A 26,125-nucleotide genomic window follows, 5' to 3' on the forward strand; every position below is an offset into this window, starting at 1 on the left:
CTTCCGACCCCTTACAGCTTCATCAGGCTGGCGTCGTCGACCGAGGCCGAGTGGCGGGAACGGAACAGCGACACGATGATCGCGAGTCCGACGACGACCTCCGCCGCGGCGACGACCATCGTGAAGAAGGCGATGATCTGGCCGTCGAGGTTGCCGTGCATCCGGGAGAAGGTGACGAACGCGAGGTTGCAGGCGTTCAGCATCAGCTCGACGCACATGAAGACCACGATGGCGTTGCGCCGGATGAGGACCCCGGTGGCGCCGATCGTGAACAACAGGGCGGCGAGGTACAGGTAGTTGACGGGGTTCACTTCGACGCCTCCTCGGGCCGCTTGAGGCTCGCCGGGTCGATCTCGGTGCGCTCCAGCCGCTCCTCGGCACGCTGCTCAAGGGCCTTGAGGTCGTTCAGCGCCTCGGCCGAGACGTCGCGGACCTGGCCGCGCTCGCGCAGCGTCTTGCTGACGGTCAGCTCGGAGGGGGTGCCGTCGGGCAGCAGACCGGCGATGTCCACGGCGTTGTGCCGGGCGTAGACGCCGGGGGCGGGCAGCGGCGGTACGTGCTTGCCCTCGCGCACGCGCTGTTCGGACAGCTCGCGCTGGGTCCTGGCCCGCTCGGTGCGCTCCCGGTGGGTGAGCACCATGGCGCCGATGGTGGCCGTGATGAGCAGGGCACCGGTGAGTTCGAAGGCGTACACGTACCGGGTGAAGATGAGGGACGCCAGACCCTCCACGTTGCCGCCCGCGTTGGCCTTGCCGGCGCCGGCGAAGTCCTTCAGGGAGGCGTTGGCGATCCCCGCGAAGAGCAGGACGCCGAAGCCGAGGCCGCACAGAAGGGCCAGCCAGCGCTGGCCCTTGATGGTCTCCTTCAGGGAGTCCGCGGCGGTCACGCCGACCAGCATCACCACGAACAGGAACAGCATCATGATCGCGCCGGTGTAGACGACGATCTGCACGATCCCCAGGAAGTAGGCGCCGTTGGCGAGGTAGAACACCGCCAGGACGATCATGGTGCCGGCCAGGCACAGCGCACTGTGCACGGCCTTCTTCATGAAGACGGTGCACAGCGCACCGATCACCGCGACGGTGCCGAGCACCCAGAACTGGAAGGCCTCCCCGGTGGAGGTGGTGTAGGCGGCGAGCTGCTCGCTCATGCGCCCACCCCCTCGTCCGCGGCCTGCTCCCCCTTGGAGACGGCCACCTGGCGCACCGTGTCCGGTGCGGCCTCGGTCACCAGGCCCCGGTAGTAGTCCTGTTCGTCCGTACCGGGGTAGATGGCGTGCGGCGTGTCGACCATGCCCTCTTCGAGGCCGGCGAGCAGCTGCTCCTTGGTGTAGATGAGGTTCGCGCGGCTGGAGTCGGCGAGTTCGAACTCGTTGGTCATCGTCAGCGCGCGCGTGGGGCACGCCTCGATGCACAGCCCGCACAGGATGCAGCGGGCGTAGTTGATCTGGTAGACGCGGCCGTAGCGCTCGCCCGGGGAGTAGCGCTCCTCGTCGGTGTTGTCGGCGCCCTCCACGTAGATGGCGTCGGCGGGGCAGGCCCAGGCGCACAGCTCGCAGCCGACGCACTTCTCCAGGCCGTCCGGATGGCGGTTGAGCTGGTGCCGTCCGTGGAAACGCGGAGCGGTGGTCTTCTTCTGCTCCGGGTACTGCTCGGTGAGCCGCTTCTTGAACATGGCCTTGAAGGTCACGCCGAAGCCGGCCACGGGGTTCTGGAAACCGGGCTTGGTCTCCTTGGGTTCCTCAGCCATCGGACGCCTCCTTTCCATCCAGAGATCCGTCACTGACAGTGTCCGCCCCACCACTGACAATCAGTTCCCGCTCGCGGTGCGGACGGCGTCGCGGCACCGGCGGCAGCTCCTGGCCCGGCAGCGGGGGCACGGGGAATCCGCCGGCCATCGGGTCGAAGCCGGCCGGCTGCGCGGCGGGCTCCCCGGCCTCGGCCGCCCTGCCCTTCTCGCGGAACATGTCGGCGACGAAGGACAGGATCAGCAGCGCCAGGACGCCACCGCCGACGTAGAGGGCGATGTCGGCGAAGTCGTAGTTCTCGTTCCTGAGCGTCCGCACGGTCGCGACGAGCATCAGCCAGACCACGGAGACCGGGATGAGGACCTTCCAGCCGAGCTTCATCAGCTGGTCGTAGCGCACCCGCGGGAGCGTGCCGCGCAGCCAGATGAAGAAGAACAGCAGCAGCTGCACCTTGATCACGAACCAGAGCAGCGGCCACCAGCCGTGGTTGGCGCCCTCCCAGAAGGTGCTGATCGGCCAGGGTGCCCGCCATCCGCCCAGGAAGAGCGTGGTCGACACGGCCGAGACCGTCACCATGTTCACGTACTCGGCGAGCATGAACATCGCGAACTTGATCGACGAGTACTCGGTGTTGAAGCCGCCCACCAGGTCGCCCTCGGACTCGGGCATGTCGAACGGGGCGCGGTTCGTCTCGCCGACCATGGTGACGATGTAGAGGATGAACGACACCGGCAGCAGCAGGATGTACCAGCGGTCGTGCTGCTGTTCGACGATGGTCGACGTCGACATCGATCCCGAGTACAGGAAGACCGAGGCGAACGCGGCGCCCATGGCGATCTCGTAGGAGATCATCTGCGCGCACGAGCGCAGACCGCCCAGCAGCGGGTACGTCGAGCCGGAGCTCCAGCCCGCGAGCACGATGCCGTAGATGCCGACCGAGGCGACCGCCAGGATGTACAGCATGGCGATCGGCAGGTCGGTCAGCTGCATCGCGGTGCGGTGGCCGAAGATCGAGATCTCGTTGCCGGCCGGGCCGAAGGGGATCACGGCGATCGCCATGAACGCCGGGATGGCCGCGACGACGGGCGCCAGGACGTAGACGACCTTGTCGGCGCGCTTGACGACGAGGTCCTCCTTGAGCATCAGCTTCACGCCGTCGGCGAGCGACTGGAGCATGCCCCAGGGGCCGTGCCGGTTGGGGCCGATGCGCAGCTGCATCCAGGCGACGACCTTGCGTTCCCACACGATGGAGAACAGCACGGTCACCATCAGGAAGGCGAAGCAGAACACCGCCTTGACGACGACCAGCCACCACGGGTCGGTGCCGAACATCGAGAGGTTCTCTGCGGCGAGGGACGGGCTCATGCCTCCACCTCCTCGGGGGCCTCGGTCGCGCGGGTCGCCGGGCCGATACGGACGAGGGAGCCGGGCTGCGCCCCGGTGTCGGAGGCGACTCCGGCGCCCACGGAGTTCAGCGGCAGCCACACCACCCGGTCGGGCATCTCGGTGACCTCCAGAGCGAGTTCGACCGTCCCGGCCGGTCCGGTCACGGCGAGCAGGTCGCCGTCGGCGACGCCCGCCTCGGCGGCCGTGGCGGCCGACACGCGCGCGCGGGCGGCGTGCCGGGTGCCGGCCAGCGCCTCGTCGCCCTCCTGTAGCAGACCCCGGTCGAGCAGCAGCCGGTGCCCGGCGAGCACGGCCTCCCCGGCGGCGGGCCGGGGCAGCACGCCCCCGCTCTCCACCGGTTCGCCGGCGCGCGGGCCCGTCCAGGCGCCGAGCCGGTCCAGTTCGGCGTGCGCGGTCCGCAGGTCCGGCAGGCCCAGGTGGACGTCCATGGCGTCGGCCAGCATCTGCAGCACCCGCAGGTCGGTCGGTGCCAGACGGCGGGTCATCTGCTCGGGCTTGAGCGCGGCCTCGAAGAAGCGCACCCTGCCCTCCCAGTTGAGGAAGCTGCCGGCCTTCTCGGCGACGGCGGCGACGGGCAGGACCACGTCGGCGTGCTCGGTGACCTCGCTGGGCCGCAGCTCCAGCGACACCAGGAAGCCGACCTCGGCCAGGGCGGCACGCGCGCGTGCCGGGTCTGGCAGGTCGGCGACCTCCACCCCGGCGACCAGCAGGGCCTGGAGTTCTCCGTCCGCGGCCGCCTCGACGATCTGGTCGGTGTCCCGGCCGTAGCGGTGCGGGAGGCCGGCGACGCCCCACACGGCGGCGACCTCCTCCCGCGCGCGCGGGTCGGTCGCCGGGCGTCCGCCCGGCAGCAGCGACGGCAGCGCGCCCGCCTCGACCGCGCCGCGCTCCCCGGCCCGGCGCGGGATCCACACCAGGCCGGCACCGGTCGCGTGCGCCGCCCGTACGGCGGCGGTCAGACCGCCCGCCACCGAGGCGAGCCGCTCACCGACCACGATCAGCGCGCCCTCGGCGCGCAGCGCCTCGGCGGCACGGCTGCCGTTGTCCTCCAGTCCGGCCCCGCTCGCCAGCGCGTCCAGCCACTCGGTCTCGGTGCCGGGCGCAGCCGGCAGCAGCGTGCCGCCCGCCTTCTGAAGGCCCCGCGTGGCGTGCGTGGCCAGCGCGAACACCTGCTGGCCGTGCCCCCGCCACGCCTTGCGCAGCCGCAGGAAGACGCCGGGCGCCTCCTCCTCGGACTCGAACCCGGCGAGCAGGACGGCGGGCGCCTTCTCCAGGGCGGTGTACGTGACGCCCGTGCCGTCGACGTCCCGGCCGCGTCCGCCGACGTGGGCGGCCAGGAAGTCGGCCTCCTCACCGCTGTGCACGCGCGCGCGGAAGTCGATGTCGTTGGTGTCGAGCGCCACGCGCGCGAACTTGCTGTAGGCGTAGGCGTCCTCGACGGTGAGCCGGCCACCGGTGAGGACACCGGTCCGGCCGCGTGAGGCGAGCAGGCCCTGGGCCGCGATCTCCAGCGCCTCCGGCCACGACGCCGGGACCAGGTCGCCCTCCGGGTTGCGCACCAAGGGGGTCGTCAGCCGGTCCTTCAGCTGCGCGTAACGGAACCCGAAGCGCCCCTTGTCGCAGATCCACTCCTCGTTGACCTCGGGGTCGTGGGCGGCGAGCCGCCGCATGACCTTGCCGCGCCGGTGGTCGGTGCGCGTGGCGCAGCCGCCCGCGCAGTGCTCGCAGACCGAAGGGGAGGAGACGAGGTCGAAGGGGCGGGAGCGGAACCGGTAGGCCGCCGAGGTGAGCGCGCCGACCGGGCAGATCTGGATGGTGTTGCCGGAGAAGTACGACTCGAAGGGGTCGCCCTCGCCGGTGCCGACCTGCTGCAGCGCGCCCCGCTCGATCAGCTCGATCATCGGGTCGCCGGCGATCTGGTTGGAGAAGCGGGTGCAGCGGGCGCACAGCACGCACCGCTCGCGGTCCAGCAGCACCTGCGCGGAGATCGGCACCGGCTTCTCGTAGGTCCGCTTCCTGCCCTCGAAGCGGGACTCGGCGTTGCCGTGCGACATGGCCTGGTTCTGCAGCGGGCACTCGCCGCCCTTGTCGCAGACCGGGCAGTCCAGCGGGTGGTTGATGAGCAGCAGCTCCATCACGCCGTGCTGGGCCTTCTCGGCGACCGGCGAGGTCAGCTGGGTCTTCACCACCATGCCGTCGGTGCAGGTGATGGTGCAGGACGCCATCGGTTTGCGCTGGCCCTCGACCTCGACGATGCACTGGCGGCAGGCGCCGGCCGGGGCGAGCAGCGGGTGGTCGCAGAACCGCGGGATCTCGATGCCGAGCTGCTCGGCGGCCCGGATGACCAGGGTGCCCTTGGGCACGCTGATCTCGATGCCGTCGATCGTCAGCGTCACGAGGTCTTCCGGCGGGGGTGCCGCCGCGCCGCCCGAGGAAGGGGCGTTGGTGGTCACGGTCATGCGTGCACCTCCGTGTGCTGGTCCGCCCAGGCCGTCGACCTGGCCGGGTCGAAGGGGCAGCCGCGGCCCGTGATGTGCTCCTCGTACTCCTCGCGGAAGTACTTCAGGGAGGAGAAGATCGGCGAGGCCGCACCGTCGCCGAGGGCGCAGAAGGACTTGCCGTTGATGTTGTCGGCGATGTCGTTCAGCTTGTCCAGGTCGGCCATGGCGCCCTTGCCGGCCTCGATGTCGCGCAGCAACTGCACGAGCCAGTAGGTCCCCTCGCGGCAGGGCGTGCACTTGCCGCAGGACTCGTGGGCGTAGAACTCGGTCCACCGGGTGACGGCCCGCACCACGCAGGTCGTCTCGTCGAAGCACTGCAGGGCCTTGGTGCCGAGCATGGATCCGGCGGCGCCCACGCCCTCGTAGTCGAGGGGGACGTCGAGGTGTTCCTCGGTGAACATCGGGGTGGAGGAGCCGCCCGGGGTCCAGAACTTCAGCCGGTGCCCGGGGCGCATGCCGCCGCTCATGTCGAGGAGCTGGCGCAGGGTGATGCCGAGCGGGGCCTCGTACTGGCCGGGGCTGGCGACGTGGCCGCTGAGCGAGTAGAGCGTGAAGCCCGGGGACTTCTCGCTGCCCATCGACCTGAACCATTCCTTGCCGTTCTTCAGGATGGCGGGAACCGACGCGATCGACTCGACGTTGTTCACCACAGTCGGGCACGCGTAGAGGCCCGCGACGGCAGGGAAGGGGGGACGGAGCCGCGGTTGGCCGCGGCGGCCTTCGAGCGAGTCCAGCAGCGCGGTCTCCTCACCGCAGATGTACGCGCCGGCGCCCGCGTGCACGGTGATGTCGAGGTCGAGTCCGCTGCCCAGGATGTTCGTACCCAGGTAGCCCGCCGCGTAGGCCTCGCGCACGGCCGAGTGCAACCGCCGCAGCACCGGGACGACTTCACCACGCAGATAGATGAAGGCATGCGACGACCTGATGGCGTAGCACGCGATCACGATGCCCTCGATGAGGCTGTGCGGGTTCGCGAAGAGGAGCGGGATGTCCTTGCAGGTCCCCGGCTCCGATTCGTCGGCGTTGACAACCAGATAGTGGGGTTTCCCATCGCCCTGGGGGATGAACTGCCACTTCATCCCCGTCGGGAATCCCGCGCCGCCGCGCCCGCGCAGACCGGAGTCCTTGACGTACGCGATCAGGTCGTCCGGCGACATGGCGAGTGCCTTGCGGAGTCCCTCGTACCCCTCGTGCCTCCGGTAGACGTCCAGGGTCCAGGACCGGTCCTCGTCCCAGAAGGCCGACAGCACGGGTGCGAGCAGCTTCTCGGGACTGGACTCGTTGAGTTCGGTTGCCACGGTCATCACTCCCCCTCCTCTGCGGCAGGTCCCGCGGGGTGCGACGGGTCGGAGGCCGATGTCTCCTGCGGCGCGTCGTGGGAGCTGAGGTGCTCCGTCGGCGACGGCTGGTGCACGGAGGTGTCCCGCGCACTGTCGTGCGGGGCGCCCTCGCGGGGATGGACCACGCGTGCGGGTGCGGCCTCTCCCCTGGCCAGGCGGAGGCCCACCAGCGAAGCGGGTCCCGCGCTGCCGCCGGCGTCGGCGGCACCCTCCCGCTCGTCGGGGAAGCCCGCCAGGATGCGGGCCGTCTCCTTGAAGGTGCACATCGGTGCGCCGCGCGTGGGCGTCACCGGCCGTCCCGCGCGCAGGTCGTCGACCAGGCGGCGCACGCTCGCGGGGGTCTGGTTGTCGAAGAACTCCCAGTTGACCATCACGACCGGGGCGAAGTCACAGGCCGCGTTGCACTCGATGTGCTCCAGGGTGACCTTGCCGTCGTCGGTGGTCTCGCCGTTGCCGACGCCCAGGTGTTCCTGGAGCGTCTCGAAGATCGCGTCGCCGCCCATCACGGCGCACAGGGTGTTGGTGCACACCCCCACCTGGTAGTCGCCGGACGGCTTGCGCCGGTACATGGTGTAGAAGGTGGCGACCGCGGTGACCTCGGCCGTGGTCAGGCCGAGCACGTCCGCGCAGAACGCCATGCCGGTACGCGTGACATGGCCCTCCTGCGACTGCACGAGGTGCAGCAGCGGCAGCAGCGCGGACCGGGAATCGGGGTAGCGGGCGATGATCTCGCGCGCGTCGGCCTCCAGCCGGGCGCGGACGTCGTCCGGGTAGCCGGGAGCGGGCAGTTCGGGCATGCCCAGGCTGACGCCCCGCTCCGAAGAAGAGGTGGTCACCGGTCGACGCCTCCCATCACGGGGTCGATGGACGCGACGGCGACGATGACGTCGGCGACCTGGCCGCCCTCGCACATCGCCGCCATCGCCTGCAGGTTGGTGAAGGACGGGTCGCGGAAGTGGACCCGGTAGGGGCGGGTGCCGCCGTCGGAGACGACGTGCACGCCGAGTTCGCCCTTGGGGGACTCGACCGCCGTGTACGCCTGCCCGGGCGGGACCCGGAAGCCCTCGGTGACCAGCTTGAAGTGGTGGATCAGGGCCTCCATGGAGGTGCCCATGATCTTCTTGATGTGGTCGAGGGAGTTGCCGAGACCGTCCGGGCCGAGGGCGAGCTGGGCGGGCCAGGCGATCTTCTTGTCGGCGACCATGACCGGGCCGGGCTGGAGCCGGTCCAGGCACTGCTCGACGATCCTGAGCGACTGGCGCATCTCCTCCAGGCGGATCAGGAAGCGGCCGTAGGCGTCGCAGGTGTCGGCGGTCGGGACGTCGAAGTCGTACGTCTCGTAGTCGCAGTAGGGCTGGGTCTTGCGCAGGTCGTGCGGCAGGCCGGTGGAGCGCAGGATGGGGCCGGTGGCGCCGAGGGCCATGCAGCCGGCCAGGTCGAGGTAGCCGACGTCCTGCATGCGGGCCTTGAAGATGGGGTTCCCGGTGGCGAGCTTGTCGTACTCCGGGAGGTTCTTCTTCATCTTCTTCACGAACTCGCGGATCTGGTCGACCGCGCCGGGCGGCAGGTCCTGGGCGAGTCCGCCGGGCCGGATGTACGCGTGGTTCATCCGCAGGCCGGTGACCAGCTCGTAGATGTCGAGGATCATCTCCCGGTCGCGGAAGCCGTAGATCATGATCGTGGTGGCGCCCAGCTCCATGCCGCCGGTGGCGATGCACACCAGGTGGGAGGAGAGCCGGTTCAGCTCCATCAGGAGCACCCGGATGATCTTGGCCCGCTCGGTGATCTGGTCCTCGATGCCGAGGAGCTTCTCCACGCCGAGGCAGTAGGCGGTCTCGTTGAAGAAGGACGTCAGGTAGTCCATGCGCGTGACGAAGGTGGTGCCCTGCGTCCACGTGCGGAACTCGAGGTTCTTCTCGATGCCGGTGTGCAGGTAGCCGATGCCGCAGCGGGCCTCGGTGACCGTCTCGCCCTCGATCTCCAGGATGAGGCGCAGCACTCCGTGGGTGGAGGGGTGCTGGGGGCCCATGTTGACGACGATGCGCTCGTCGTCGGCGCGGGCCGCGGACCGGACGACCTCGTCCCAGTCGCCTCCGGTGACCGTGTAGACGGTGCCCTCGGTGGTCTCGCGGCCGGTCGCGGACGAGGGGGTGTGCGTGCTCATGAGTACGACCTCCGCTGGTCCGGAGCCGGGATCTGGGCGCCCTTGTACTCGACGGGGATGCCGCCGAGGGGGTAGTCCTTGCGCTGCGGGTGGCCCTGCCAGTCGTCGGGCATCATGATCCGCGTCAGGGCGGGGTGGCCGTCGAAGACGATGCCGAAGAAGTCGTAGGTCTCGCGCTCGTGCCAGTCGTTCGTCGGGTAGACGGTGACCAGCGACGGGATGTGCCGGTCGCTGTCGGGGGTGCTGACCTCCAGGCGGACCAGCCGGTTGTGGGTGATCGAGCGCAGGTGGTAGACGGCGTGCAGCTCGCGGCCCTTGTCGTGCGGGTAGTGGACACCGCTGACGCCGGTGCACAGTTCGAAGCGCAGCGCGGGGTCGTCGCGCAGGGTGCGGGCGACCCGGAGCAGGTGCTCGCGCTCGATGTGGAAGGTCAGCTCGCCGCGGTCGACGACCGTCTTCTCGATGGCGTTGGCGGGGAGCAGTCCCTGTTCCTCCAGGGCCCCCTCCAGTTCGTCGGCGACCTCGTCGAACCAGCCGCCGTAGGGCCGGCTCGCCGGGCCCGGGAGCCGCACCGAGCGGACGAGTCCGCCGTAGCCGGAGGTGTCGCCGCCGTTGTTCGCGCCGAACATGCCGCGCTGGACGCGGATCTCCTCACCGCCCTGGCCGCGCTGACCGGGGAGGTTGTCGGCGGCGAGGTCCTTCTCGGGGTTGACGCCGTTCGCCGAGCCGTTCACCCCGCCCGCGCCGTGGGTGCCGTTCGCGTCGCTCACCGCAGCAGCCCCTTCATCTCGATGGTGGGCAGCGCCTTGAGCGCCGCCTCCTCCGCCTCCCGGGCCGCTTCCTCGGCGTTGACGCCGAGCTTGGTGGACTGGATCTTCTGGTGGAGCTTGAGGATCGCGTCCATCAGCATCTCGGGGCGGGGCGGGCAGCCGGGCAGGTAGATGTCGACGGGGACGATGTGGTCGACGCCCTGGACGATCGCGTAGTTGTTGAACATGCCGCCCGAGGAGGCGCAGACACCCATGGAGATCACCCACTTGGGGTTGGGCATCTGGTCGTAGACCTGCCTCAGCACCGGCGCCATCTTCTGGCTGACCCGGCCGGCCACGATCATCAGGTCCGCCTGACGGGGCGAACCGCGGAACACCTCCATGCCGAAGCGGGCCAGGTCGTAGCGGCCGGCGCCGGTGGTCATCATCTCGATCGCGCAGCAGGCGAGGCCGAAGGTGGCCGGGAAGACGGACGCCTTGCGCACCCAGCCCGCGGCCTGCTCCACGGTGGTCAGCAGGAAGCCGCTCGGCAGCTTTTCTTCGAGTCCCATGTCTTATATGGCCCCTCAGTCCCATTCCAGGCCGCCGCGCCGCCATACGTACGCGTAGGCGACGAAGACGGTGAGCACGAAGAGCAGCATCTCCACGAGCCCGAAAACACCCAGGGCGTCGAAGGTGACGGCCCAGGGGTAGAGGAAGACGATCTCGATGTCGAAGACGATGAAGAGCATCGCCGTCAGGTAGTACTTGATGGGGAAGCGCCCGCCGCCGGCCGGCGTGGGAGTGGGCTCGATGCCGCACTCGTACGCCTCGAGCTTGGCGCGGTTGTACCGCTTCGGCCCGATCAGCGTGGCCATGACCACGGAGAAGATCGCAAAGCCTGCCCCGAGGGCTCCCAGTACGAGGATGGGCGCATACGCGTTCACCGCTCCTCGCTCCTCTCAGTCGGCACTGACTGCTGGCGGTCGCTGGGTTCACAACTGCCTCGTCCGTCCCACGAACCCCGCCCGTCCCGGCGAAGATCGGGAACATGTGAAGCAGGTCACAAGCCCAACTGCAGGGCATCCTATGCCCGACTCTCTGTGATCTGCGACACGGGGTATTGCACCAGCTTTGTGATCTCCACCACCTGACGAAGGATCATCAAGCCGGATGAGCGGTGATCTTCGCACGCGAAGCGCTTGAGTGATCACCAGTGGTTACATTTTACCTCGTATTTGCAGGTCGGAGGGGGTCTGCATTATCAGATGACCGGCGACCGGCGCAAAGTGGCGTAGTGAGTCAAGACCTTGATATAGGGCTGGTTTTCACACATCAGAGGGACCGCGGAACGGGAAGTGGACGTGTTCACCCGTTCACAAGCGGCGCCTGTGGCTTCTGAGGGCTGCGAGACCCATGTGACCGGTGTGACAAGAGGGACTTCCGTCCGCCGAACGGACAAGTCGCCCGCGCGGCGCCACTCCGCGCGGCTCCGCCGGCCGCCGCGGCCGACACGCGGACGCACGAGAGCACGGTGACCGTTCCGTGACCTCCACCACATCGATGAGAGGCCCATGAGAACCGGGCTTGGCCAACGGTCCCAACCGATGGTAGGCGCGGGGCAATTCGGACGTAACAGCGAAAGACCATGATCACAGGCATGATCATCTGTGCCCGCAATGTCCGTTACGGCGTCAATAAAGGGCGACACGCCCGGTGTTCGCAGCCCCCGCCGGGCAAATGTGGCGCAGACCACGTTTCTTGAAGATATGAAGGAGCCCCTGATACCGGTTGTTCCCATGTCCCACACCGCTCACATACGCAGCCACCGGAAGCCCCGCCGTAGCGCGTCGACCATCGCGATGCGGGCCGGAGTTGCCGGTGGCGTCCTCGGCACCCTGGCAGTAGCCGGTGCGTCCGCCTCCACGGCGAGCGCCGCCGAGCCGGTCACCCAGACCCTCGAACTGCCCATGCTCACCGCCGACCTGGCCGACCAGGTCGCCCAGTCCGCGGACGCCACGCAGCAGACCGCCGCGAACTACCAGCTGCAGGCCGAGCGCGACGCGGCCGCCGCGAAGGCCGCGAAGCAGGCCAAGTCGGACCTCGCCGAGGCGAAGAAGAAGGCCGAGGCGGCCAAGAAGAAGGCCGCCGAGGAGGCCGCCGCACGCAAGGCCGCCGCCGAGCAGGCCTCGCGCAGCGCCGTGCGCACCACGCTCACCACCCAGGCGGGCAGCGGCTCCGGCAGCGACGCCGCGGGCACCGGTGCCGACGTGTCCACCAGCACGTCGACGGCGACCGGTTCGGTCGCCTCCGTCATCTCGTTCGTCAAGGCGCAGGTCGGCAAGGCCTACATCCCCGGCGCCACCGGTCCGTCCGCCTACGACTGCTCGGGCCTGGTGCAGACCGCCTTCAAGCAGGTGGGTGTCAGCCTGCCGCGGGTCTCCCAGGACCAGTCGACCGTCGGCACCCAGGTGTCCCTGTCCAGCCTGCAGCCGGGCGACATCCTCTACTGGGGTGGCCGTGGCAGCGCGTACCACGTGGCTGTGTACGTCGGTGACGGTATGTTCGTCGGCGCGCAGAACTCCTCCACGGGCGTCGTGGAGAGGCCTCTGTCGTACGACCCGCCCACCGGTGCCGTCCGGGTGCTCTGAGCCCCGCACAGCGCCGTACAGGGTGAAGGGCCGCAGCCGCTCGGGGGCAGCGGCCCTTCGGTCGTCACCCGTTCGCCCGATTCGCCCCTGTTGAGGCGACTGGCGCGCCCCGGGACATGACTGAGGCCGGCTCAGGACGAGCCGGCCTCGGAGTCGTTCTCGTGGTCGTCAGGCCTTCGGGGCCACCTTGCTCAGGCCGTTGATGATGCGGTCCATCGCGTCGCCGCCGGTCGGGTCGGTGAGGTTGGCCAGGAGCTTGAGGGTGAACTTCATCAGCAGCGGGTGCGTGAGGCCGCGCTGGGCGGCGATCTGCATGACCTTCGGGTTGCCGATGAGCTTCACGAAGGCGCGGCCCAGCGTGTAGTAGCCGCCGTAGGTGTCCTTCAGGACGCGCGGGTAGCGCTGGAGGGCCAGTTCGCGCTGGGCGGGCGTGGCGCGGGAGTGGGCCTGGACGATGACGTCGGCGGCGAGGGCGCCGGATTCCATGGCGTAGGCGATGCCCTCGCCGTTGAAGGGGTTCACCAGGCCGCCGGCGTCGCCGACGAGCAGCAGCCCGCGCGTGTAGTGGGGCTGGCGGTTGAACGCCATCGGCAGCGCGGCGCCGCGGATGGGGCCCGTCATGTTCTCCGGGGTGTAGCCCCAGTCCTCGGGCATCGAGGCGCACCAGGCCTTGAGGATCTCCCGCCAGTCCAGTTCCTTGAAGGCGGCGGAGGTGTTGAGCACGCCCAGGCCCACGTTGGAGGTGCCGTCGCCCATGCCGAAGACCCAGCCGTAGCCGGGCAGCAGGCGGTCCTGCGGGCCGCGCCGGTCCCACAGCTCCAGCCAGGACTCCAGGTAGTCGTCGTCGTGGCGCGGCGAGGTGAAGTACGTGCGCACGGCGACGCCCATCGGGCGGTCCTCACGGCGGTGCAGGCCCATCGCCAGCGAGAGCCGGGTGGAGTTGCCGTCGGCGGCCACCACGAGCGGCGCGTGGAAGGTGACCTCGCGCTTCTCCTCGCCGAGCCTGGCCTTCACACCGGTGATGCGGCCGGTGCGGTCGTCCACGATCGGCCCCGACACGTTGCAGCGCTCGTACAGCCGGGCGCCCGCCTTCTGGGCCTGCCGGGCGAGCTGCTCGTCGAAGTCGTCGCGCTTGCGGACGAGTCCGTAGTCGGGGAAGGAGGCCAGGTCGGGCCAGTCGAGCTGGAGCCGGACGCCGCCGCCGATGATGCGCAGGCCCTTGTTGCGCAGCCAGCCGGCCTCCTCGGAGATGTCGATGCCCATGGCGACGAGCTGCTTGACGGCGCGCGGGGTCAGACCGTCACCGCAGACCTTCTCGCGCGGGAACTCGGTCTTCTCCAGCAGGAGTACGTCCAGACCGGCCCGGGCGAGGTGGTACGCGGTGGTGGAACCGGCCGGCCCCGCACCCACGACGATGACATCGGCGGTGTTCCCGGCGAGGGGATCGGAGAGCGGCTCAGTCACGACGGTCACGGCGGGATCTCCCCAAGTTCGGAATCTGCGTGCCGACCGGCACTGGACATGGGCAGTCTATTCAGCAGCACTGATCACCCGGCTGAAGGGCTGCCCTGTGAACCGAGTTCCGCCCGTCGTACGGCTGCGCGTCCCCACCGACGAGGACGCCGTCGCCTGGCACCGCCTCTTCGACGACCCGGACGTCATGGAGTACCACGGCGGCCGTTCCGCGGAGCTGTCCGTCTACGAGGAGCTGACCGCCCGCCAGCGCCGGCACGACGCCGAACGCGGGTTCTGCTTCTGGACGATGCTCGACGAGACCGGCCGGCCCATCGGGTTCACCGGCGCCCAGCCGTGGCCCGGTGAGTGGGGGCCGGTCGGCGAGGTGGAGATCGGCTGGCGGCTCGGGCGGGAGTTCTGGGGGCGGGGATACGTCACGGCGGCGGCCCGGATGACCCTGGAGCGGCTGCGCGCGGCCGGCCTGCCGAGCGTGGTCGCGATGGTCGACGCCCGCAACACCCGGTCCATAGCGGTCACGCGGCGCCTGGGCATGTACCACGCGGAGACCTTCGTGACCCCCGTCGGGGGGCGGACGGGCCACTGCTACCGGCTCGACCTGGGACCAGAGGGCGGAACCGTCACGCAGAGTAGTCAATTGTCACGGAAAGACACCTGAACCTTCCGGACGGCATGGCCGGACGGTTACCCTGCCCGGTACCGCTGGGGGGTGACGTCCGTGTACCCGACGCCCGAGACACCCGAAGTGCGCGTGCCGCGCCTGGTCGGTCTGATGGCCGTGGACGCGCGGGAGACCGCGCGGGCGCGGGGCCTGCTGCTCGCCGCGCCCGACCGGCCCGACTTCCACCTCACCGCGGTCGACCACGTCGTACGCCAGTACCCGCGGCCCGGCGCCGAGGTGCCGCGGGACTCCCGGGTGTACGTCTGGTTCGACTTCGGTCCCGGCGAGGGCGGCGGGGGCGTCCGCGAGCCGCGTGTGCCGGGACCGCCCCCGGGCGGCCTGCGGCGTGAACTCGACGTGCCGGGCGAGCCGGGCGGGGAGCCCGGGGAGCCCTGCGCCGTCGTCGGCCCCCGCTGACCGGCCGGGCGGCCTCAGACCTTGAAGCCCCGGTGCAGGCTGACGATGCCGCCCGTCAGGTTGCGCCAGGCCACCTTGGACCAGCCGGCCTCGCGCAGCCGTCCGGCCAGCGCGGGCTGGTCGGGCCAGGCCCGGATGGACTCGGCGAGGTAGACGTACGCGTCCGGGCTGGAGGACACCGCTCGGGCCACGGGCGGCAGGGCCCGCATCAGGTACTCCGTGTAGACCGTACGGAAGGGCGCCCACGTGGGGTGCGAGAACTCGCAGATCACGACGCGTCCGCCGGGCCGCGTCACCCGGTGCATCTCGCGCAGCGCCGCGTCGAAGTCCTGCACGTTGCGCAGCCCGAAGGAGATCGTGACCGCGTCGAAGGTGTCGTCCTTGAACGGCAGCCGGGTCGCGTCGCCCGCGGTGAACGGCAGCCAGCCGTGCCGCTGCTTGCCCACCTGGAGCATGCCGAGCGAGAAGTCGCACGGCACGACGTAGGCCCCGGCGCGGGTGAAGGGCAGCGAGGAGGTGGCCGTGCCGGCGGCGAGGTCGAGGATCTTCTGCGCCGGGCGCGCGTCGACCGCTCTGGCGACCTCCTTGCGCCAGCGCCGGTCCTGTCCCAGGGACAGCACGTCGTTGGTCAGGTCGTACCGTTCCGCCACGTCGTCGAACATCGAGGCGACTTCGTGCGGCTGCTTCTCCAGGGATGCGCGGGTCACCCCGTCATTGTTGCAGCCGCCCCCGCGGGACCTACAGCTCGCCCCGCGCCGCCGCCCCCACGAACCGGGCGAAGGCCTCCGGCGCGACGGCGAAGTGGCCTCCGGCCGGGTTCTTGCTGTCGCGCAGGGCGATGTGAGCGGTGAGGTCCGCGTACTCGACGCAGTCGCCCCCGGTGTTGCCGCTGTACGACGACTTGCGCCAGGCGGCACCGTCCAGGGGGGCGCATTCGACGCAGTTGCCGCCGGTGTCGCCGCTGTGGGAGGACTTACGCCACCGGATGTTCGCCGACTGCTGAGCGGGGGCCATACCGTTCCTCCATCACGCGCTTGATCAGCTTGGCCGACTCCTCCTGCGAGAGGGCAGCGGCCTGCAAGCTAGCGTAACGGCGGGCGCCTTCGCGAACGGTATCCGTATCGGCGGTCATGTGCCCGGAGATGAGGTCCTCGGTGTAGACCAGTTCGTGGTCGCTGTCGAACCGCAGCATGTTGAACGAACCGGCCAGACTCGCGTGCTGGCCTACGGAGTTCGGCAGTACTTGGATCTGCACCCAGGGGCGCTCAGCGCACCTCAGCAGGTGAGCCAATTGCGCGCACATCACCTCGACGCCCCCGATGGGGCGATGCAGCACCGCCTCGTCCAGAACGACCAGTGCCAAGGGCGGCCGCGCAACCTCCAGGATCCGCTGTCGCTCCAGTCGTGCGGCAAGCAGTTCCTCGACGCGCTCCGCGTCACCTGTCTCCAGCACCGCGCGGGCGTACTCCGGCGTCTGCAACAGTCCGTACACCAGCTGTGCCTGATAGGTGGAGATGTACGTCGCCTTTGCTTCCATCTCTGCGTACGGCTGGAACCACGTGGGCAACTGGTTACGCAGTACCAGCCCTACCAAGCGCGAGAACATGCCGTCCGTGTTCAGCGCGGCGTCCACCCGTGCCGAGAAGTCGCGTGTGGGGACCTTGAGGGCCGTCTCGATCTGGCCGACCAGGGACGCGGTGCAGAAGACGATCTCGCCGAGGTCGGCCAGGCGCAGGCCCGCCGCCTCGCGCAGGCGGCGCAGTTCGGCGCCGTAGTAGTCCAACGGCGAGGCGCTGGGGTCGAGTTGTTTGACGTTCACCATGCGGCTGCCACTCCTCTCTCTCCGTAGCCGAGAGTAAGTGCGCCGTCGCGGAGGAGTACGGTCAACCGCCGAAATCGTATTTATGCCCGCCGGTGGACGAGCCGTCCGCCCACCACGGTCGCCAGGCAGCTCCCGTCCGCCGCGAGGACGGCGAAGTCCGCGCGGGCACCCGCCGCGAGGGCCGGGGCGCCGGGGCCGACCAGGACGCCGGACCGCTGCACGGCGGTCCGCACCGGGGGGCGGGTGAACGGTCCGGCCACCGACGTCACCCCGCGCGCCAGCATCCGCTGGAGTCCACGCCGGGCACTCGCGCCCCACCGGGTGTCGGACATGCCGTCCGGGCCGACGGGCAGCGGCTGTGTGCCCAGCTCGCCGGCCTCGCGCGGGTCGGGCCAGTACAGGGTCTCCAGCAGGCGCACGGCGTCCGGCTCGTGCCGTCCGGGCACGAGGGTCCCGGCCCACTCGCGGACGCGGGCGCCCTCGCCGTGCGCGGCGCGCAGCTCGGCGTACGGGCCGAGGCCCGCGATCCGGTCGCCCTCGACCGCGACCGAGCGGTCCGGGTCCGCCAGCGGGCGGTGGATCGTCAGCATGGGGATCGGCGGTCCGGTCGGTTCGGAGGGTCCGGTCGGTTCAGTTGGAGGTGAGCAGCTTCAGTTCCGGGTGCGCGGTGCCGCCGTCGAGCGCCGTGGAGGAGATGTGGGACATCACGCGGTCGTCGACGGGGTCGTTCGCCGGGTCGTCGTGCACGACGAGGTGCTCGTACGTCGTGGAGCGCTGTGCCGGGACGCGGCCCGCGCTGCGGATCAGCTCGATGATCTCCATGCGGTTGGAGCGGTGCTTGGCACCGGCGGAGGAGACGACGTTCTCCTCCAGCATGATCGAGCCGAGGTCGTCGGCGCCGTAGTGCAGGGTGAGCTGGCCGACCTCCTTGCCGGTGGTCAGCCAGGAGCCCTGGATGTGCATGACGTTGTCCAGGAACAGGCGGGCGATGGCGATCATCCGCAGGTACTCGAAGAGCGTGGCCTGGGTGCGGCCCTTCAGGTGGTTGTTCTCCGGCTGGTAGGTGTACGGGATGAACGCGCGGAAGCCGCCCGTGCGGTCCTGGACGTCCCGGATCATCCGCAGGTGCTCGATGCGCTCGGCGTTGGTCTCGCCGGTGCCCATCAGCATGGTGGAGGTGGACTCCACGCCCAGCCGGTGCGCGGTCTCCATGATCTCCAGCCAGCGCTCGCCGGACTCCTTCAGCGGGGCGATGGCCTTGCGGGGCCGCTCGGGCAGCAGTTCGGCACCGGCGCCCGCGAAGGAGTCCAGACCGGCCGCGTGGATGCGGGTGATGGCCTCCTCGACCGAGACCCCGCTGATGCGGGCCATGTGCTCGACCTCGCTCGCCCCCAGGCTGTGGATGACGAGCTGCGGGAACTCCTTCTTGATGGCCGAGAAGTGCTTCTCGTAGTACTCCACGCCGTAGTCCGGGTGGTGGCCGCCCTGGAACATGATCTGGGTGCCGCCGAGTTCGACGGTCTCCGCGCAGCGGCGCAGGATGTCGTCCAGATCGCGGGTCCAGCCCTTTGCGGTGTCCTTGGGGGCCGCGTAGAAGGCGCAGAACTTGCACGCCGTGACACACACGTTCGTGTAGTTGATGTTGCGCTCGATGATGTACGTCGCGATGTGCTCGGTACCGGCGTACTTGCGGCGGCGTACGGCGTCGGCGGCGGCGCCCAGCGCGTGCAGCGGCGCGTGCCGGTAGAGGTCGAGCGCCTCCTCGGAGGTGATCCGTCCGCCCGCGGCGGCACGGTCGAGGACGGACTGGAGGTCGGCCTTCTCGGTCACCGGCGTCCCTTTCGCAGAGGGTTCGTAGGGATTGTGGACGGACCGAATCAGCCTACGCCAGGGCTGGTCGCGGGCCCACGGCAGGTGGGCGGCGCCGGGTCAGGACACGCGCTCCACACGGGCTTTCGGGTTGCCGGCCCTGGGATCGGCCGAGGTGAACCGGAGCGCGTCGGTGCCGTCGGGGCGGAGCCGGACCTCGTGCTCGTCCGGGACGCAGTGCGACGGATTGCCCTCCTTGCCGCGCCCCACCGCCACGAGTTCCCTCGCACCGGCCGACTTCAGGGTGAGGATGTCGACGCAGGTGCCGCCGAGCGCGTCGGTCCGGGTGACCGAACCGACGACACCGGTGGGCCCGGGACGGCGGATGACGATCTTGTACTCGCCGCCGGGGATGTCCTGCCCGGCGGCGGTCACCGTGCCCGGGCCGCGCCAGGTCCCCAGGTACACGTCGGGCACCGCGCCGGACGGGGATGAGGCCGACGGCGAGGGCGCGCGTGAGGCGGGCGGCCGGGTACCGGCGTCGGCGGGAGGCGTACTGCCGGCGGCGGAGCCGTCGCGGCCGGCGCCCTGGAACTGGTTCAGCAGCACCGCCCCGAGGGTGGTGGCCACGGCCAGGGCCCCGGCCACCGCCAGCACCACGCTGCAGCTCATCCGGCGGCCCCGGCCCCCGGCGCCTGGGGCCGTGCCGGCCGCCACGGTGACGGAGAACCTGCCCGGCGGAGCCGGACCACCGTGCGGAGCGGGACCACCGTGCGGAGCCGGACCACCGTGCGGCTCCGCCCAGCCGGCCGTCCGCGGGCCGTCTGTCTCCTCCCGGCCGTCTGTCTCCCCGCGGTCCCCTGTCCACTCCGGGCCACCCGGCCGCTCCGGGCCCCCAGACCACTCAGGACCGCCCGCCCGCTCCGGGTCACCGGTCCACTCAGGACCGCCCGCCCGATCGGAACCGCCTGCCCACCACTCCGGGCCGCCCGTCCGCTCAGGGACGCCCCGCGGCTCAGGTGGCCGCGTGTCCGGTGCCGCCGGCATCACCGGCGGGGGCCCGAACACGCCGGCGAAGACCGGTGCGACGGAACCGGCGCCGGGCCCCGAGCCCAGGCCGGGACCCGCCCCGGGACCGGGGCCCGGACCGTCTGCGGCCTCGGTGGCGGAGAGCGCGGTGCCGCTGGAGCCGACCTGGCCCGACGCCTTGGCCGCCGGACCGGCGCCCGTCTCCGCCTCCAGGTTCAGCAGGCGCACGGCGCTGCGGCTGACCTGTTCCACCAGGGGGCCCGGCAGCCAGCCACCGGCGACGAGCCGGGCCGCGCCGCCGGGAGCGAGACGTCGGGCGATCTCGCCGGGTCCGGGCCGGTCGCCGGGGTCCTTGGCGAGACAGGCGCGTGCCAGCTCCCGCAGCTCGCCGTCCTCCAGCGGCTCGAGCTCGGGCTCCTCGTGGACCACCTTGTAGAGCAGGGCGGCGGAGGAGTCGCCGCTGAACGGGGAGACACCCATCGCCGCGTACGCCAGGACGGCGCCCAGGGAGAAGACGTCCGCCGCACCGGTGACGCCCTTGCCGAGGATCTGCTCGGGCGCCATGTAACCGGGCGAGCCGACGGAGACGCCGGTGGAGGTCAGGGACGCCGTGCCGTCCGTGGCGCGGGCGATGCCGAAGTCGATCAGCAGCGGGCCGTCGAGGGTGAGCAGGACGTTGGACGGCTTGACGTCCCGGTGCACCAGGCCCAGCGCGTGCACCGCCGCCAGCGCCTCGGCCAGGCCCGCCGTCAGGGTCCGTACGGAGTGCGCGGGCAGCGGGCCGGTGTCCGCGACCGCGGCGGTGAGGGAGGGGCCGGCCGCGTAGGCGGTGGCCACCCAGGGCACGGGCGCGCCGGGATCGGCGTCCAGCACGGGTGCCGTCCAGGCGCCGCCCACCCGGCGGGCGGCGGACACCTCACGGCGGAACCGGGCGCGGAACTCCTCGTCGAGGGCGTGGTGCGGGTGCACGATCTTCACCGCGACCGTGCGGCCGCCGGGACTGCGGCCCAGGTAGACGCGGCCCATGCCGCCGGAGCCCAGCCGGCCCAGCAGCCGGTAGGGCCCCACGGCGGTGGGCTCGCCGTGCGCGAGCGGCTGCATGCCGATCACCCCTCCCCCGTACGCCGGTCACCGGCCTTCCCCGCAGGGTAGTGCGGCGGGCCGCGCCCCGGCAGGGAGGCGGTCGCGGGGGCTCAGGGCCGCAGCAGGTCCACCTTCACGTCCGCCGGGAAGCCCGTCGTCGGGCCGACCCGCCGGGCGAACTCGGCGACCGCCTCCAGCTGCGGGGTGCCGAAGCTGAAGTCGAGAGTGGTGAAGTACTTCTCCAGCACCTTCTCGTCGAAGGCCTCCCAGCGGGCGGCCTGCTCGGCGACCTTGCCGACCTCCTCCAGGGAGAGGTCGCGCGAGGACAGGAAGGCCTCGTGCACCTTGCGGGTGATGAAGGGCTGCTGCTCCAGGTAGTCGCGGCGCGCCGCCCAGACGGCGAAGACGAACGGCAGGCCCGTCCACTCCTTCCACAGCTGCCCGAGGTCGTGCACGTCCAGGCCGTAGCGCGGACCGTCGTGCAGGTTCGCGCGCAGGGCCGCGTCGCCGATGAGGACGGCCGCGTCCGCCTCCTGCATCATCAGGCTGAGGTCGGGCGGGCAGGTGTAGTACTCCGGCGTCACGCCGTAGCGCTCGGCGAGCAGCAGCTGGGCGAGGCGGACGGAGGTGCGGGAGGTCGACCCGAGGGCGACCCGGGCCCCGTCGAGCCGGTCCAGCGGGACCTGCGAGACGATCACGCAGGACATCACCGGACCGTCGCAGCCGACGGCGATGTCGGGGAAGGCCACCAGGTCGTCCGCGTTCTTGAGGAACTCGACGAGGGTGACGGGACCGATGTCGAGGTCTCCCCGCACGAGCTGCTCGCTGAGCTTCTCGGGGGTGTCCTTGGTCAGCTCGAAGTCGAGGAGCGTGCCCGTTCTCGCGAGCCCCCAGTAGAGGGGCAGGCAGTTGAGGAACTGGATGTGGCCGACGCGCGGCCGGATGCGAGAATTGTCCACATCGCGAGACTAGACCCTGTCCCGGTGCCTCCCGCCGCCGCCCCCTCGGCCGCCGGGGCGGCGGCCGCGGCGGCGCCCTCGCTCACCCGGTCGGCCCTCCCGGTGCCGGACTTCCACCGGATCCTCCGCGTCAACCTCTCCCCAGAGCCTTCAAACATCCGGGTGACGTGATCTTGATCCCTATTGCGTTCCGGTGCCCGCATGCTAGGCTCGCCAGCAAGTTGCAGTTTTGGTTTCCCTTGCAGTACAGAGCCTGCGGAGCATGTAACCGCGGGCTCTGGTCGTTTTCAGACGTATGCAGTTGTGCGGCGATCTCGTTTTCACATTTGCAGGTTCTGGAGCAGGGCGACCCTTTGAGCCCAAGGAGGGCTTATGGCTACCGGAACCGTGAAGTGGTTCAACGCCGAAAAGGGCTTTGGCTTCATTGCCCAGGAAGGCGGCGGCCCCGACGTCTTCGTTCACTACTCCGCGATCAACGCCAGCGGTTTCCGCTCTCTCGAAGAGAACCAGCAGGTGTCCTTCGACGTGACCCAGGGCCCGAAGGGCCCGCAGGCGGAGAACGTCACCCCGGTCTGAGCGTCCCGCGCGCAGTATCCGATCTGATTGCAGTACCCAAGGAGCCCCACGCCTTCCGGCGACGGGGCTCCTGCCCTTTTCCGGGGGTGCTCGTCTCCGTTTGGGTCGGCACCCGCTCCCTCCCCCGCCCGCGGTCCGGATCCCGGCAGGGGCTGGAGCGGGTTGCCGCCCGGGCCCTGCGAAGATCGTCGTACAGCCCCAAGGTCCAGTCAATCCTGGGGATTTGTGGCCGCACCCAAGGAAAACCTTGGGTCAGCGCGAGAGCCCGCCAGTCCGGCCCGATCCGGACGGGAGGGCCTAGCCTGACCGGGTGACTCTCGATGATCTCCGGGTGTTCGTCGCCGTGTGCCGGGCGGGCAACCTCAGCGCGGTCGCCCGGGACCTGGGCCGCACCCAGTCCGCGGTGAGCCAGCACGTGAAGCGGCTGGAGCGGGAGACCGGCGTGAGCCTGCTGGAACGCAGGCCGCGCGGGGTCGTCCCCACCCCCGCGGGCGCCATCCTGCGGGCGGCCGCCGCCGACGGCCTCGCCGGCCTGGACGGCGCCCTGCGGCGGCTGCGCGACCTGGCCGACGGCGAGACCGGCTCGATACGGATCGCGACCGGCGCGACGACCGTACGGCACTTCATGGCGGACGCGGTGGTCGCCTTCCGCCGGCGCTACCCCAAGGTCAGCCTGGAGTTCTTCACGGAGAGTTCGAGCCGGGGCTGCTTCGACGCGCTCGGCGGCGGCGAACTGGACCTGGCCTGGGTCACGCTGGGCGCACCGGTGCGGGGCGTCGAGCAGCGCGGCGTGCTGGAGCTGCCGTGGGTGCTGGCGGTGCGGGCCGAGGACCCGCTGGCCGGCCGGGCCCGGGTGGACGCGGCCGAGCTGCGCGAGCTGCGTCCGATCCGGCTGCCGCCGAACTCGACGTCGGCCGCGCATCTGGACGCGGCCTGCGCGGAGCTGGGCGTCCGGTTCGGCTCCGACACGAGTGTCGCCGACTGGGACACGGCGTTCCTGCTGGCCGAGCTGGGGGTGGGGCGCGCGCTGGTGCCCGCCCTGCCCGGCCACACCGCGCCGGACGGCCCGCTGCGCCTGGTGCCCGTGCCGGCCCTGCGCCCCCTGTCCGTCGGCTGGGCGGTCCGCCGCTGGGACGCGCTCGCCCCGCTGGCCCGCGCGTTCGCGGAGACGGTGGTGGACTGCTGCCGCGGCCTCGCCGCCGCGCCGGAACGGGCGGCCGGAACCCTCAGCCCCCGTACAGACCCTCCACCTCCCGGGCGAAGTCACGCATGATCACGTCCCTGCGGAGCTTCATCGACGGGGTCAGGTGGCCCGCCTGTTCGGTGAAGTCCACCGGCAGGACGGCGAAGCGGCGGATCGACTCGGGGCGGGAGACCAGTTTGTTCGCCTCGTCCACGGCCCGTTGCAGGACGGCCGCCAGGTCGGGGTCGTCGGTGAGGAGTTCGGCGGGCACGGGGTGCCTGCCGTTCATCCGGCGCCAGTGGGTGATGCCCTCGGGATCCAGGGTGATCAGCGCGCCGACGTAGGGGCGGCCGTCGCCCACGACCATGCACTGGGAGATCAGGGGGTGCGCGCGCAGCCAGTCCTCCAGCGGGGCGGGGGCCACGTTCTTGCCGCCCGCGGTGATCAGGATCTCCTTCTTGCGGCCGGTGATCGTCAGGTGTCCCTCGTCGTCCAGGCGGCCGATGTCCCCGGTCGCGAACCAGCCGTCCCGGGTCGCCGGGACGACCCCGCCCGCGTTCGGGTCCCAGTACCCGCGGAAGACCTGACGGCCGCTCAGCAGCACCTCGCCGTCCGCGGCGATCCGGACCCGGGTGCCGGGCAGCGGCCACCCCACCGTGCCCAGGCGGGGCCGGTGCGGGGGCGTGACCGTCGCCGCACCCGTCGACTCCGTCAGGCCGTAGCCCTCGTAGACCTCGATGCCGGCGCCCGCGTAGAAGGCGGCCAGGCGGCGGCCGAGCGGGGACCCGCCGCAGATGACGTGCCGCAGACGGCCGCCGAGGGCGTTGCGGATGCGGCGGTAGACCAGCGGGTCGTAGAAGGCACGGGCGGTGCGCAGGGAGCGGGCCGGGCCCGGGCCGGAGCCGTTCCGGCGGGCCTCCACGGCCTCGCCGTAGCGGCGGGCCACCCCGGCGGCGCGGTCGAAGGAGGACGCCTTGCCGCCGCGCTCGGCGCCGGCCCGGGCGTTGTTGTAGATCTTCTCCAGCATGTACGGGATGGCGAGCAGGAACGTCGGCCGGAAGCTCGCCAGGTCGGCCAGCAGGTCCGGCGCCGCGAGGCTCGGCGCGTGGCCGAAGCGGACCCCGGCGCGGACGCAGGCGACCGCGACCATGCGGCCGAAGACGTGCGAGAGGGGCAGGAAGAGGAGGGTCGAGGGCTCCTCCTGCCCCTTCGCCCTGACCTCGTTCACCCTGCCCTCCGTCGTCCTGCCCTCCGTCGTCCGGCCGGCCGTCGCGCCGAAGACCGGGTGGAGGAGTTCGATGGCGTTGTCGACCTCCGCGAGGAAGTTGCCGTGGGTCAGGGCGCAGCCCTTCGGACGGCCGGTCGTGCCCGAGGTGTAGACGATGGTGGCCGGCGTGTCGGGACCGAGGACGCCCCGGCGTACGTCGGTCTCCTGGTCCGGCACGGTCGCCTCGCCCAGCTCCGCCAGCCGGTCCAGGTGGCCGTGGTCGACGACCCACAGGTGACGCAGGCCGGGCAGGCGGTCGCGGCCGGGGCCGAGCGCCGCCGCCTGGCCGGACGTCTCGGTCACCAGGGCCACCGCGCCCGAGTCGTGCAGGCTCCAGCGGGTCTGGAAGAGGGAGGAGGTCGGGTAGACCGGCACGGTGACCAGACCGGCGGCCCAGGCGGCGAAGTCGAGCAGCGTCCACTCGTAGCGGGTGCGCGCCATCACGGCGATCCGGTCGCCAGGCGCCAGGCCCTCCGCGATCAGGCCCTTCGCCAGGGCCCGCACCTCGGCGGCGAACTGCCGTGCCGTCACGTCGCTCCAGCCGCCGTCCGCGCCGCGGCGGCTGAGGACGCGTCGCCCGGGGTCGGCGGCGGCGTTCTCGAAGGGCAGGTCGGCGAGCGAGCCGTGGGTCACCCGTGCCACCAGCGGCGGCACGTACGCCTCGCGCACCACGCCGTCCAGCCGGCGGATCCGCGGCGCGATCGGCGCCGGGCCGCCCTGGGGGTCCTGGTCGAGGTCCAGATCGAGGTCGAAGCCGTGTTCGTCGCCGTGGTCCCGGCCGCGGCCGGCGGCGTCCCGGGCGCCGGGGGCGTGGCCGGGGTGGGCGGCGGCGGACGGCGGCACGGGAGCACCGGACGGCCACGGGGACGACGAGTACGAGATGGGCATGGCAGCTCCTGGGGCCTGCGGCTTCGTCCTGCTGCACCGCATGGGGTACGCGCGGGGCGGACCGGGTCGTTCACCGGTGGTGCGTGCGCGGCTGTGCGGGGCCTTCGGTGTTACCGCCGGTTGCACACGGGATCGTACGGCGCGCTCATGGGGAGTCCGTGCGGGTTACCGGCGGGTCGGGCGATGGTCCGGGGACGGGGTTGTGCACCTGGCGCCACCTGGCGCCTTTCCCGGCCGCGCTTCACATGTGTGCGCGAGCACGTCGGGCTCGGGATCCGGGGATGCGGCGCCGGTCCCGGCACCGCGGGGTACCGGGCTCAGGCGTGTGGGCGTCCCCGGTGTTCCAGGTGTTCCCGTGTCCGGTGTTCGGACGTTCGGGCGTTTCAGGTGGTCCGGTGT

General features: G+C 71.2%; 25 protein-coding genes. 5 read left to right on the forward strand and 20 right to left on the reverse strand.

The window, feature by feature from the left end:
* Positions 1 to 11: 11 nt before the first annotated feature.
* Genes nuoK through ABZ719_RS29570 form a run of 11 tightly spaced genes read right to left on the reverse strand, consistent with a single transcriptional unit; the run spans position 12 to position 10,855 of the window.
* The gene (gene nuoK / locus ABZ719_RS29520; RefSeq protein WP_093829093.1) at positions 12 to 311 is read right to left on the reverse strand and encodes an NADH-quinone oxidoreductase subunit NuoK; all 300 of its coding nucleotides are present in this window, start codon (positions 309 to 311) and stop codon (positions 12 to 14) included.
* A complete protein-coding gene (locus ABZ719_RS29525) occupies positions 308 to 1,150 on the reverse strand; it encodes an NADH-quinone oxidoreductase subunit J (RefSeq protein ID WP_366728214.1) in 843 nt (280 codons plus the stop codon). Before ABZ719_RS29525 ends, nuoK begins: the two co-directional genes overlap by 4 nt.
* Positions 1,147 to 1,749: an NADH-quinone oxidoreductase subunit NuoI gene (gene nuoI / locus ABZ719_RS29530; RefSeq protein ID WP_366728215.1), complete on the reverse strand. Its 603-nt coding sequence runs from the start codon at positions 1,747 to 1,749 to the stop codon at positions 1,147 to 1,149. The genes ABZ719_RS29525 and nuoI overlap by 4 nt, the downstream gene beginning before the upstream one ends.
* Positions 1,742 to 3,112: an NADH-quinone oxidoreductase subunit NuoH gene (gene nuoH / locus ABZ719_RS29535; RefSeq protein WP_366728216.1), complete on the reverse strand. Its 1,371-nt coding sequence runs from the start codon at positions 3,110 to 3,112 to the stop codon at positions 1,742 to 1,744. The genes nuoI and nuoH overlap by 8 nt, the downstream gene beginning before the upstream one ends.
* Positions 3,109 to 5,613, reverse strand: a complete 2,505-nt coding sequence (locus tag ABZ719_RS29540) for an NADH-quinone oxidoreductase subunit G (protein ID WP_366728217.1) — start codon at positions 5,611 to 5,613, stop codon at positions 3,109 to 3,111. Before ABZ719_RS29540 ends, nuoH begins: the two co-directional genes overlap by 4 nt.
* Positions 5,610 to 6,962 (reverse strand): NADH-quinone oxidoreductase subunit NuoF, encoded by a 1,353-nt coding sequence (gene nuoF, locus ABZ719_RS29545; RefSeq protein WP_107474375.1) that lies wholly within the window; start codon positions 6,960 to 6,962, stop codon positions 5,610 to 5,612. The genes ABZ719_RS29540 and nuoF overlap by 4 nt, the downstream gene beginning before the upstream one ends.
* Positions 6,959 to 7,831 (reverse strand): NADH-quinone oxidoreductase subunit NuoE, encoded by an 873-nt coding sequence (gene nuoE / locus ABZ719_RS29550; protein WP_366728218.1) that lies wholly within the window; start codon positions 7,829 to 7,831, stop codon positions 6,959 to 6,961. Before nuoE ends, nuoF begins: the two co-directional genes overlap by 4 nt.
* On the reverse strand, positions 7,828 to 9,159 hold the full coding sequence (locus ABZ719_RS29555; RefSeq protein ID WP_366728219.1) for an NADH-quinone oxidoreductase subunit D: 1,332 nt from the start codon (positions 9,157 to 9,159) through the stop codon (positions 7,828 to 7,830). The genes nuoE and ABZ719_RS29555 overlap by 4 nt, the downstream gene beginning before the upstream one ends.
* Positions 9,156 to 9,929 (reverse strand): NADH-quinone oxidoreductase subunit C, encoded by a 774-nt coding sequence (locus tag ABZ719_RS29560; RefSeq protein ID WP_366728220.1) that lies wholly within the window; start codon positions 9,927 to 9,929, stop codon positions 9,156 to 9,158. The genes ABZ719_RS29555 and ABZ719_RS29560 overlap by 4 nt, the downstream gene beginning before the upstream one ends.
* Positions 9,926 to 10,480 carry an NADH-quinone oxidoreductase subunit B family protein gene (locus tag ABZ719_RS29565; protein ID WP_009190037.1) on the reverse strand — a complete coding sequence of 185 codons (555 nt, stop codon included), beginning with the start codon at positions 10,478 to 10,480 and terminating at the stop codon, positions 9,926 to 9,928. Before ABZ719_RS29565 ends, ABZ719_RS29560 begins: the two co-directional genes overlap by 4 nt.
* A 15-nt stretch (positions 10,481 to 10,495) precedes the next feature.
* Positions 10,496 to 10,855, reverse strand: a complete 360-nt coding sequence (locus tag ABZ719_RS29570; protein ID WP_007383963.1) for an NADH-quinone oxidoreductase subunit A — start codon at positions 10,853 to 10,855, stop codon at positions 10,496 to 10,498.
* An 852-nt stretch (positions 10,856 to 11,707) separates the two neighbouring features.
* Here ABZ719_RS29570 and ABZ719_RS29575 point away from each other — a divergent pair.
* A complete protein-coding gene (locus ABZ719_RS29575; protein WP_366728221.1) occupies positions 11,708 to 12,559 on the forward strand; it encodes a C40 family peptidase in 852 nt (283 codons plus the stop codon).
* A gap of 168 nt (positions 12,560 to 12,727) precedes the next feature.
* Here ABZ719_RS29575 and ABZ719_RS29580 read toward each other — a convergent pair whose 3' ends face one another.
* Positions 12,728 to 14,032, reverse strand: a complete 1,305-nt coding sequence (locus ABZ719_RS29580) for a geranylgeranyl reductase family protein (RefSeq protein WP_366728222.1) — start codon at positions 14,030 to 14,032, stop codon at positions 12,728 to 12,730.
* Between the two features lie 97 nt (positions 14,033 to 14,129).
* Here ABZ719_RS29580 and ABZ719_RS29585 point away from each other — a divergent pair, with 97 nt between their 5' ends.
* Positions 14,130 to 14,690, forward strand: a complete 561-nt coding sequence (locus ABZ719_RS29585) for a GNAT family N-acetyltransferase (protein WP_366728223.1) — start codon at positions 14,130 to 14,132, stop codon at positions 14,688 to 14,690.
* Between the two features lie 60 nt (positions 14,691 to 14,750).
* Entirely contained in the window at positions 14,751 to 15,110 is a 360-nt protein-coding gene (locus ABZ719_RS29590; protein ID WP_366728254.1) for a PASTA domain-containing protein, read from the forward strand.
* Positions 15,111 to 15,124: 14 nt separating this feature from the next.
* On the opposite strand, the gene ABZ719_RS29595 is transcribed toward ABZ719_RS29590, so the two are convergent.
* The 7 genes from ABZ719_RS29595 to ABZ719_RS29625 form a co-directional block, all read right to left on the reverse strand.
* Complete coding sequence (locus tag ABZ719_RS29595; protein WP_366728224.1) at positions 15,125 to 15,817, reverse strand: demethylmenaquinone methyltransferase; 693 nt, start codon at positions 15,815 to 15,817, stop codon at positions 15,125 to 15,127.
* Between the two features lie 31 nt (positions 15,818 to 15,848).
* Entirely contained in the window at positions 15,849 to 16,124 is a 276-nt protein-coding gene (locus tag ABZ719_RS29600; RefSeq protein WP_366728225.1) for a DUF397 domain-containing protein, read from the reverse strand.
* Positions 16,084 to 16,932, reverse strand: a complete 849-nt coding sequence (locus tag ABZ719_RS29605) for a helix-turn-helix transcriptional regulator (protein WP_037861249.1) — start codon at positions 16,930 to 16,932, stop codon at positions 16,084 to 16,086. The genes ABZ719_RS29600 and ABZ719_RS29605 overlap by 41 nt, the downstream gene beginning before the upstream one ends.
* A gap of 80 nt (positions 16,933 to 17,012) precedes the next feature.
* Positions 17,013 to 17,522, reverse strand: coding sequence for a hypothetical protein (locus tag ABZ719_RS29610; RefSeq protein WP_366728226.1), 510 nt, complete (start codon positions 17,520 to 17,522; stop codon positions 17,013 to 17,015).
* A 40-nt stretch (positions 17,523 to 17,562) separates the two neighbouring features.
* The gene (mqnC, locus tag ABZ719_RS29615) at positions 17,563 to 18,762 is read right to left on the reverse strand and encodes a cyclic dehypoxanthinyl futalosine synthase (protein ID WP_366728227.1); all 1,200 of its coding nucleotides are present in this window, start codon (positions 18,760 to 18,762) and stop codon (positions 17,563 to 17,565) included.
* Between the two features lie 99 nt (positions 18,763 to 18,861).
* Positions 18,862 to 20,871, reverse strand: coding sequence for a serine/threonine-protein kinase (locus ABZ719_RS29620; protein ID WP_366728228.1), 2,010 nt, complete (start codon positions 20,869 to 20,871; stop codon positions 18,862 to 18,864).
* A 92-nt stretch (positions 20,872 to 20,963) separates the two neighbouring features.
* Entirely contained in the window at positions 20,964 to 21,812 is an 849-nt protein-coding gene (locus ABZ719_RS29625) for a menaquinone biosynthesis protein (RefSeq protein WP_366728229.1), read from the reverse strand.
* Positions 21,813 to 22,184: 372 nt separating this feature from the next.
* Between ABZ719_RS29625 and ABZ719_RS29630 the strand changes: the two genes are divergently transcribed.
* Positions 22,185 to 22,388, forward strand: a complete 204-nt coding sequence (locus ABZ719_RS29630; protein WP_003992177.1) for a cold-shock protein — start codon at positions 22,185 to 22,187, stop codon at positions 22,386 to 22,388.
* Positions 22,389 to 22,698: 310 nt separating this feature from the next.
* Positions 22,699 to 23,661 (forward strand): LysR family transcriptional regulator, encoded by a 963-nt coding sequence (locus ABZ719_RS29635; protein WP_366728230.1) that lies wholly within the window; start codon positions 22,699 to 22,701, stop codon positions 23,659 to 23,661.
* On the opposite strand, the gene ABZ719_RS29640 is transcribed toward ABZ719_RS29635, so the two are convergent.
* Complete coding sequence (locus tag ABZ719_RS29640) at positions 23,615 to 25,726, reverse strand: AMP-dependent synthetase/ligase (protein ID WP_366728231.1); 2,112 nt, start codon at positions 25,724 to 25,726, stop codon at positions 23,615 to 23,617. The two genes, ABZ719_RS29635 and ABZ719_RS29640, sit on opposite strands and share 47 nt — an antisense overlap.
* Positions 25,727 to 26,125: the final 399 nt, after the last annotated feature.

Origin of the sequence: Streptomyces sp. NPDC006743 (assembly GCF_040703815.1) — a bacterium.
Lineage (GTDB): Bacteria > Actinomycetota > Actinomycetes > Streptomycetales > Streptomycetaceae > Streptomyces.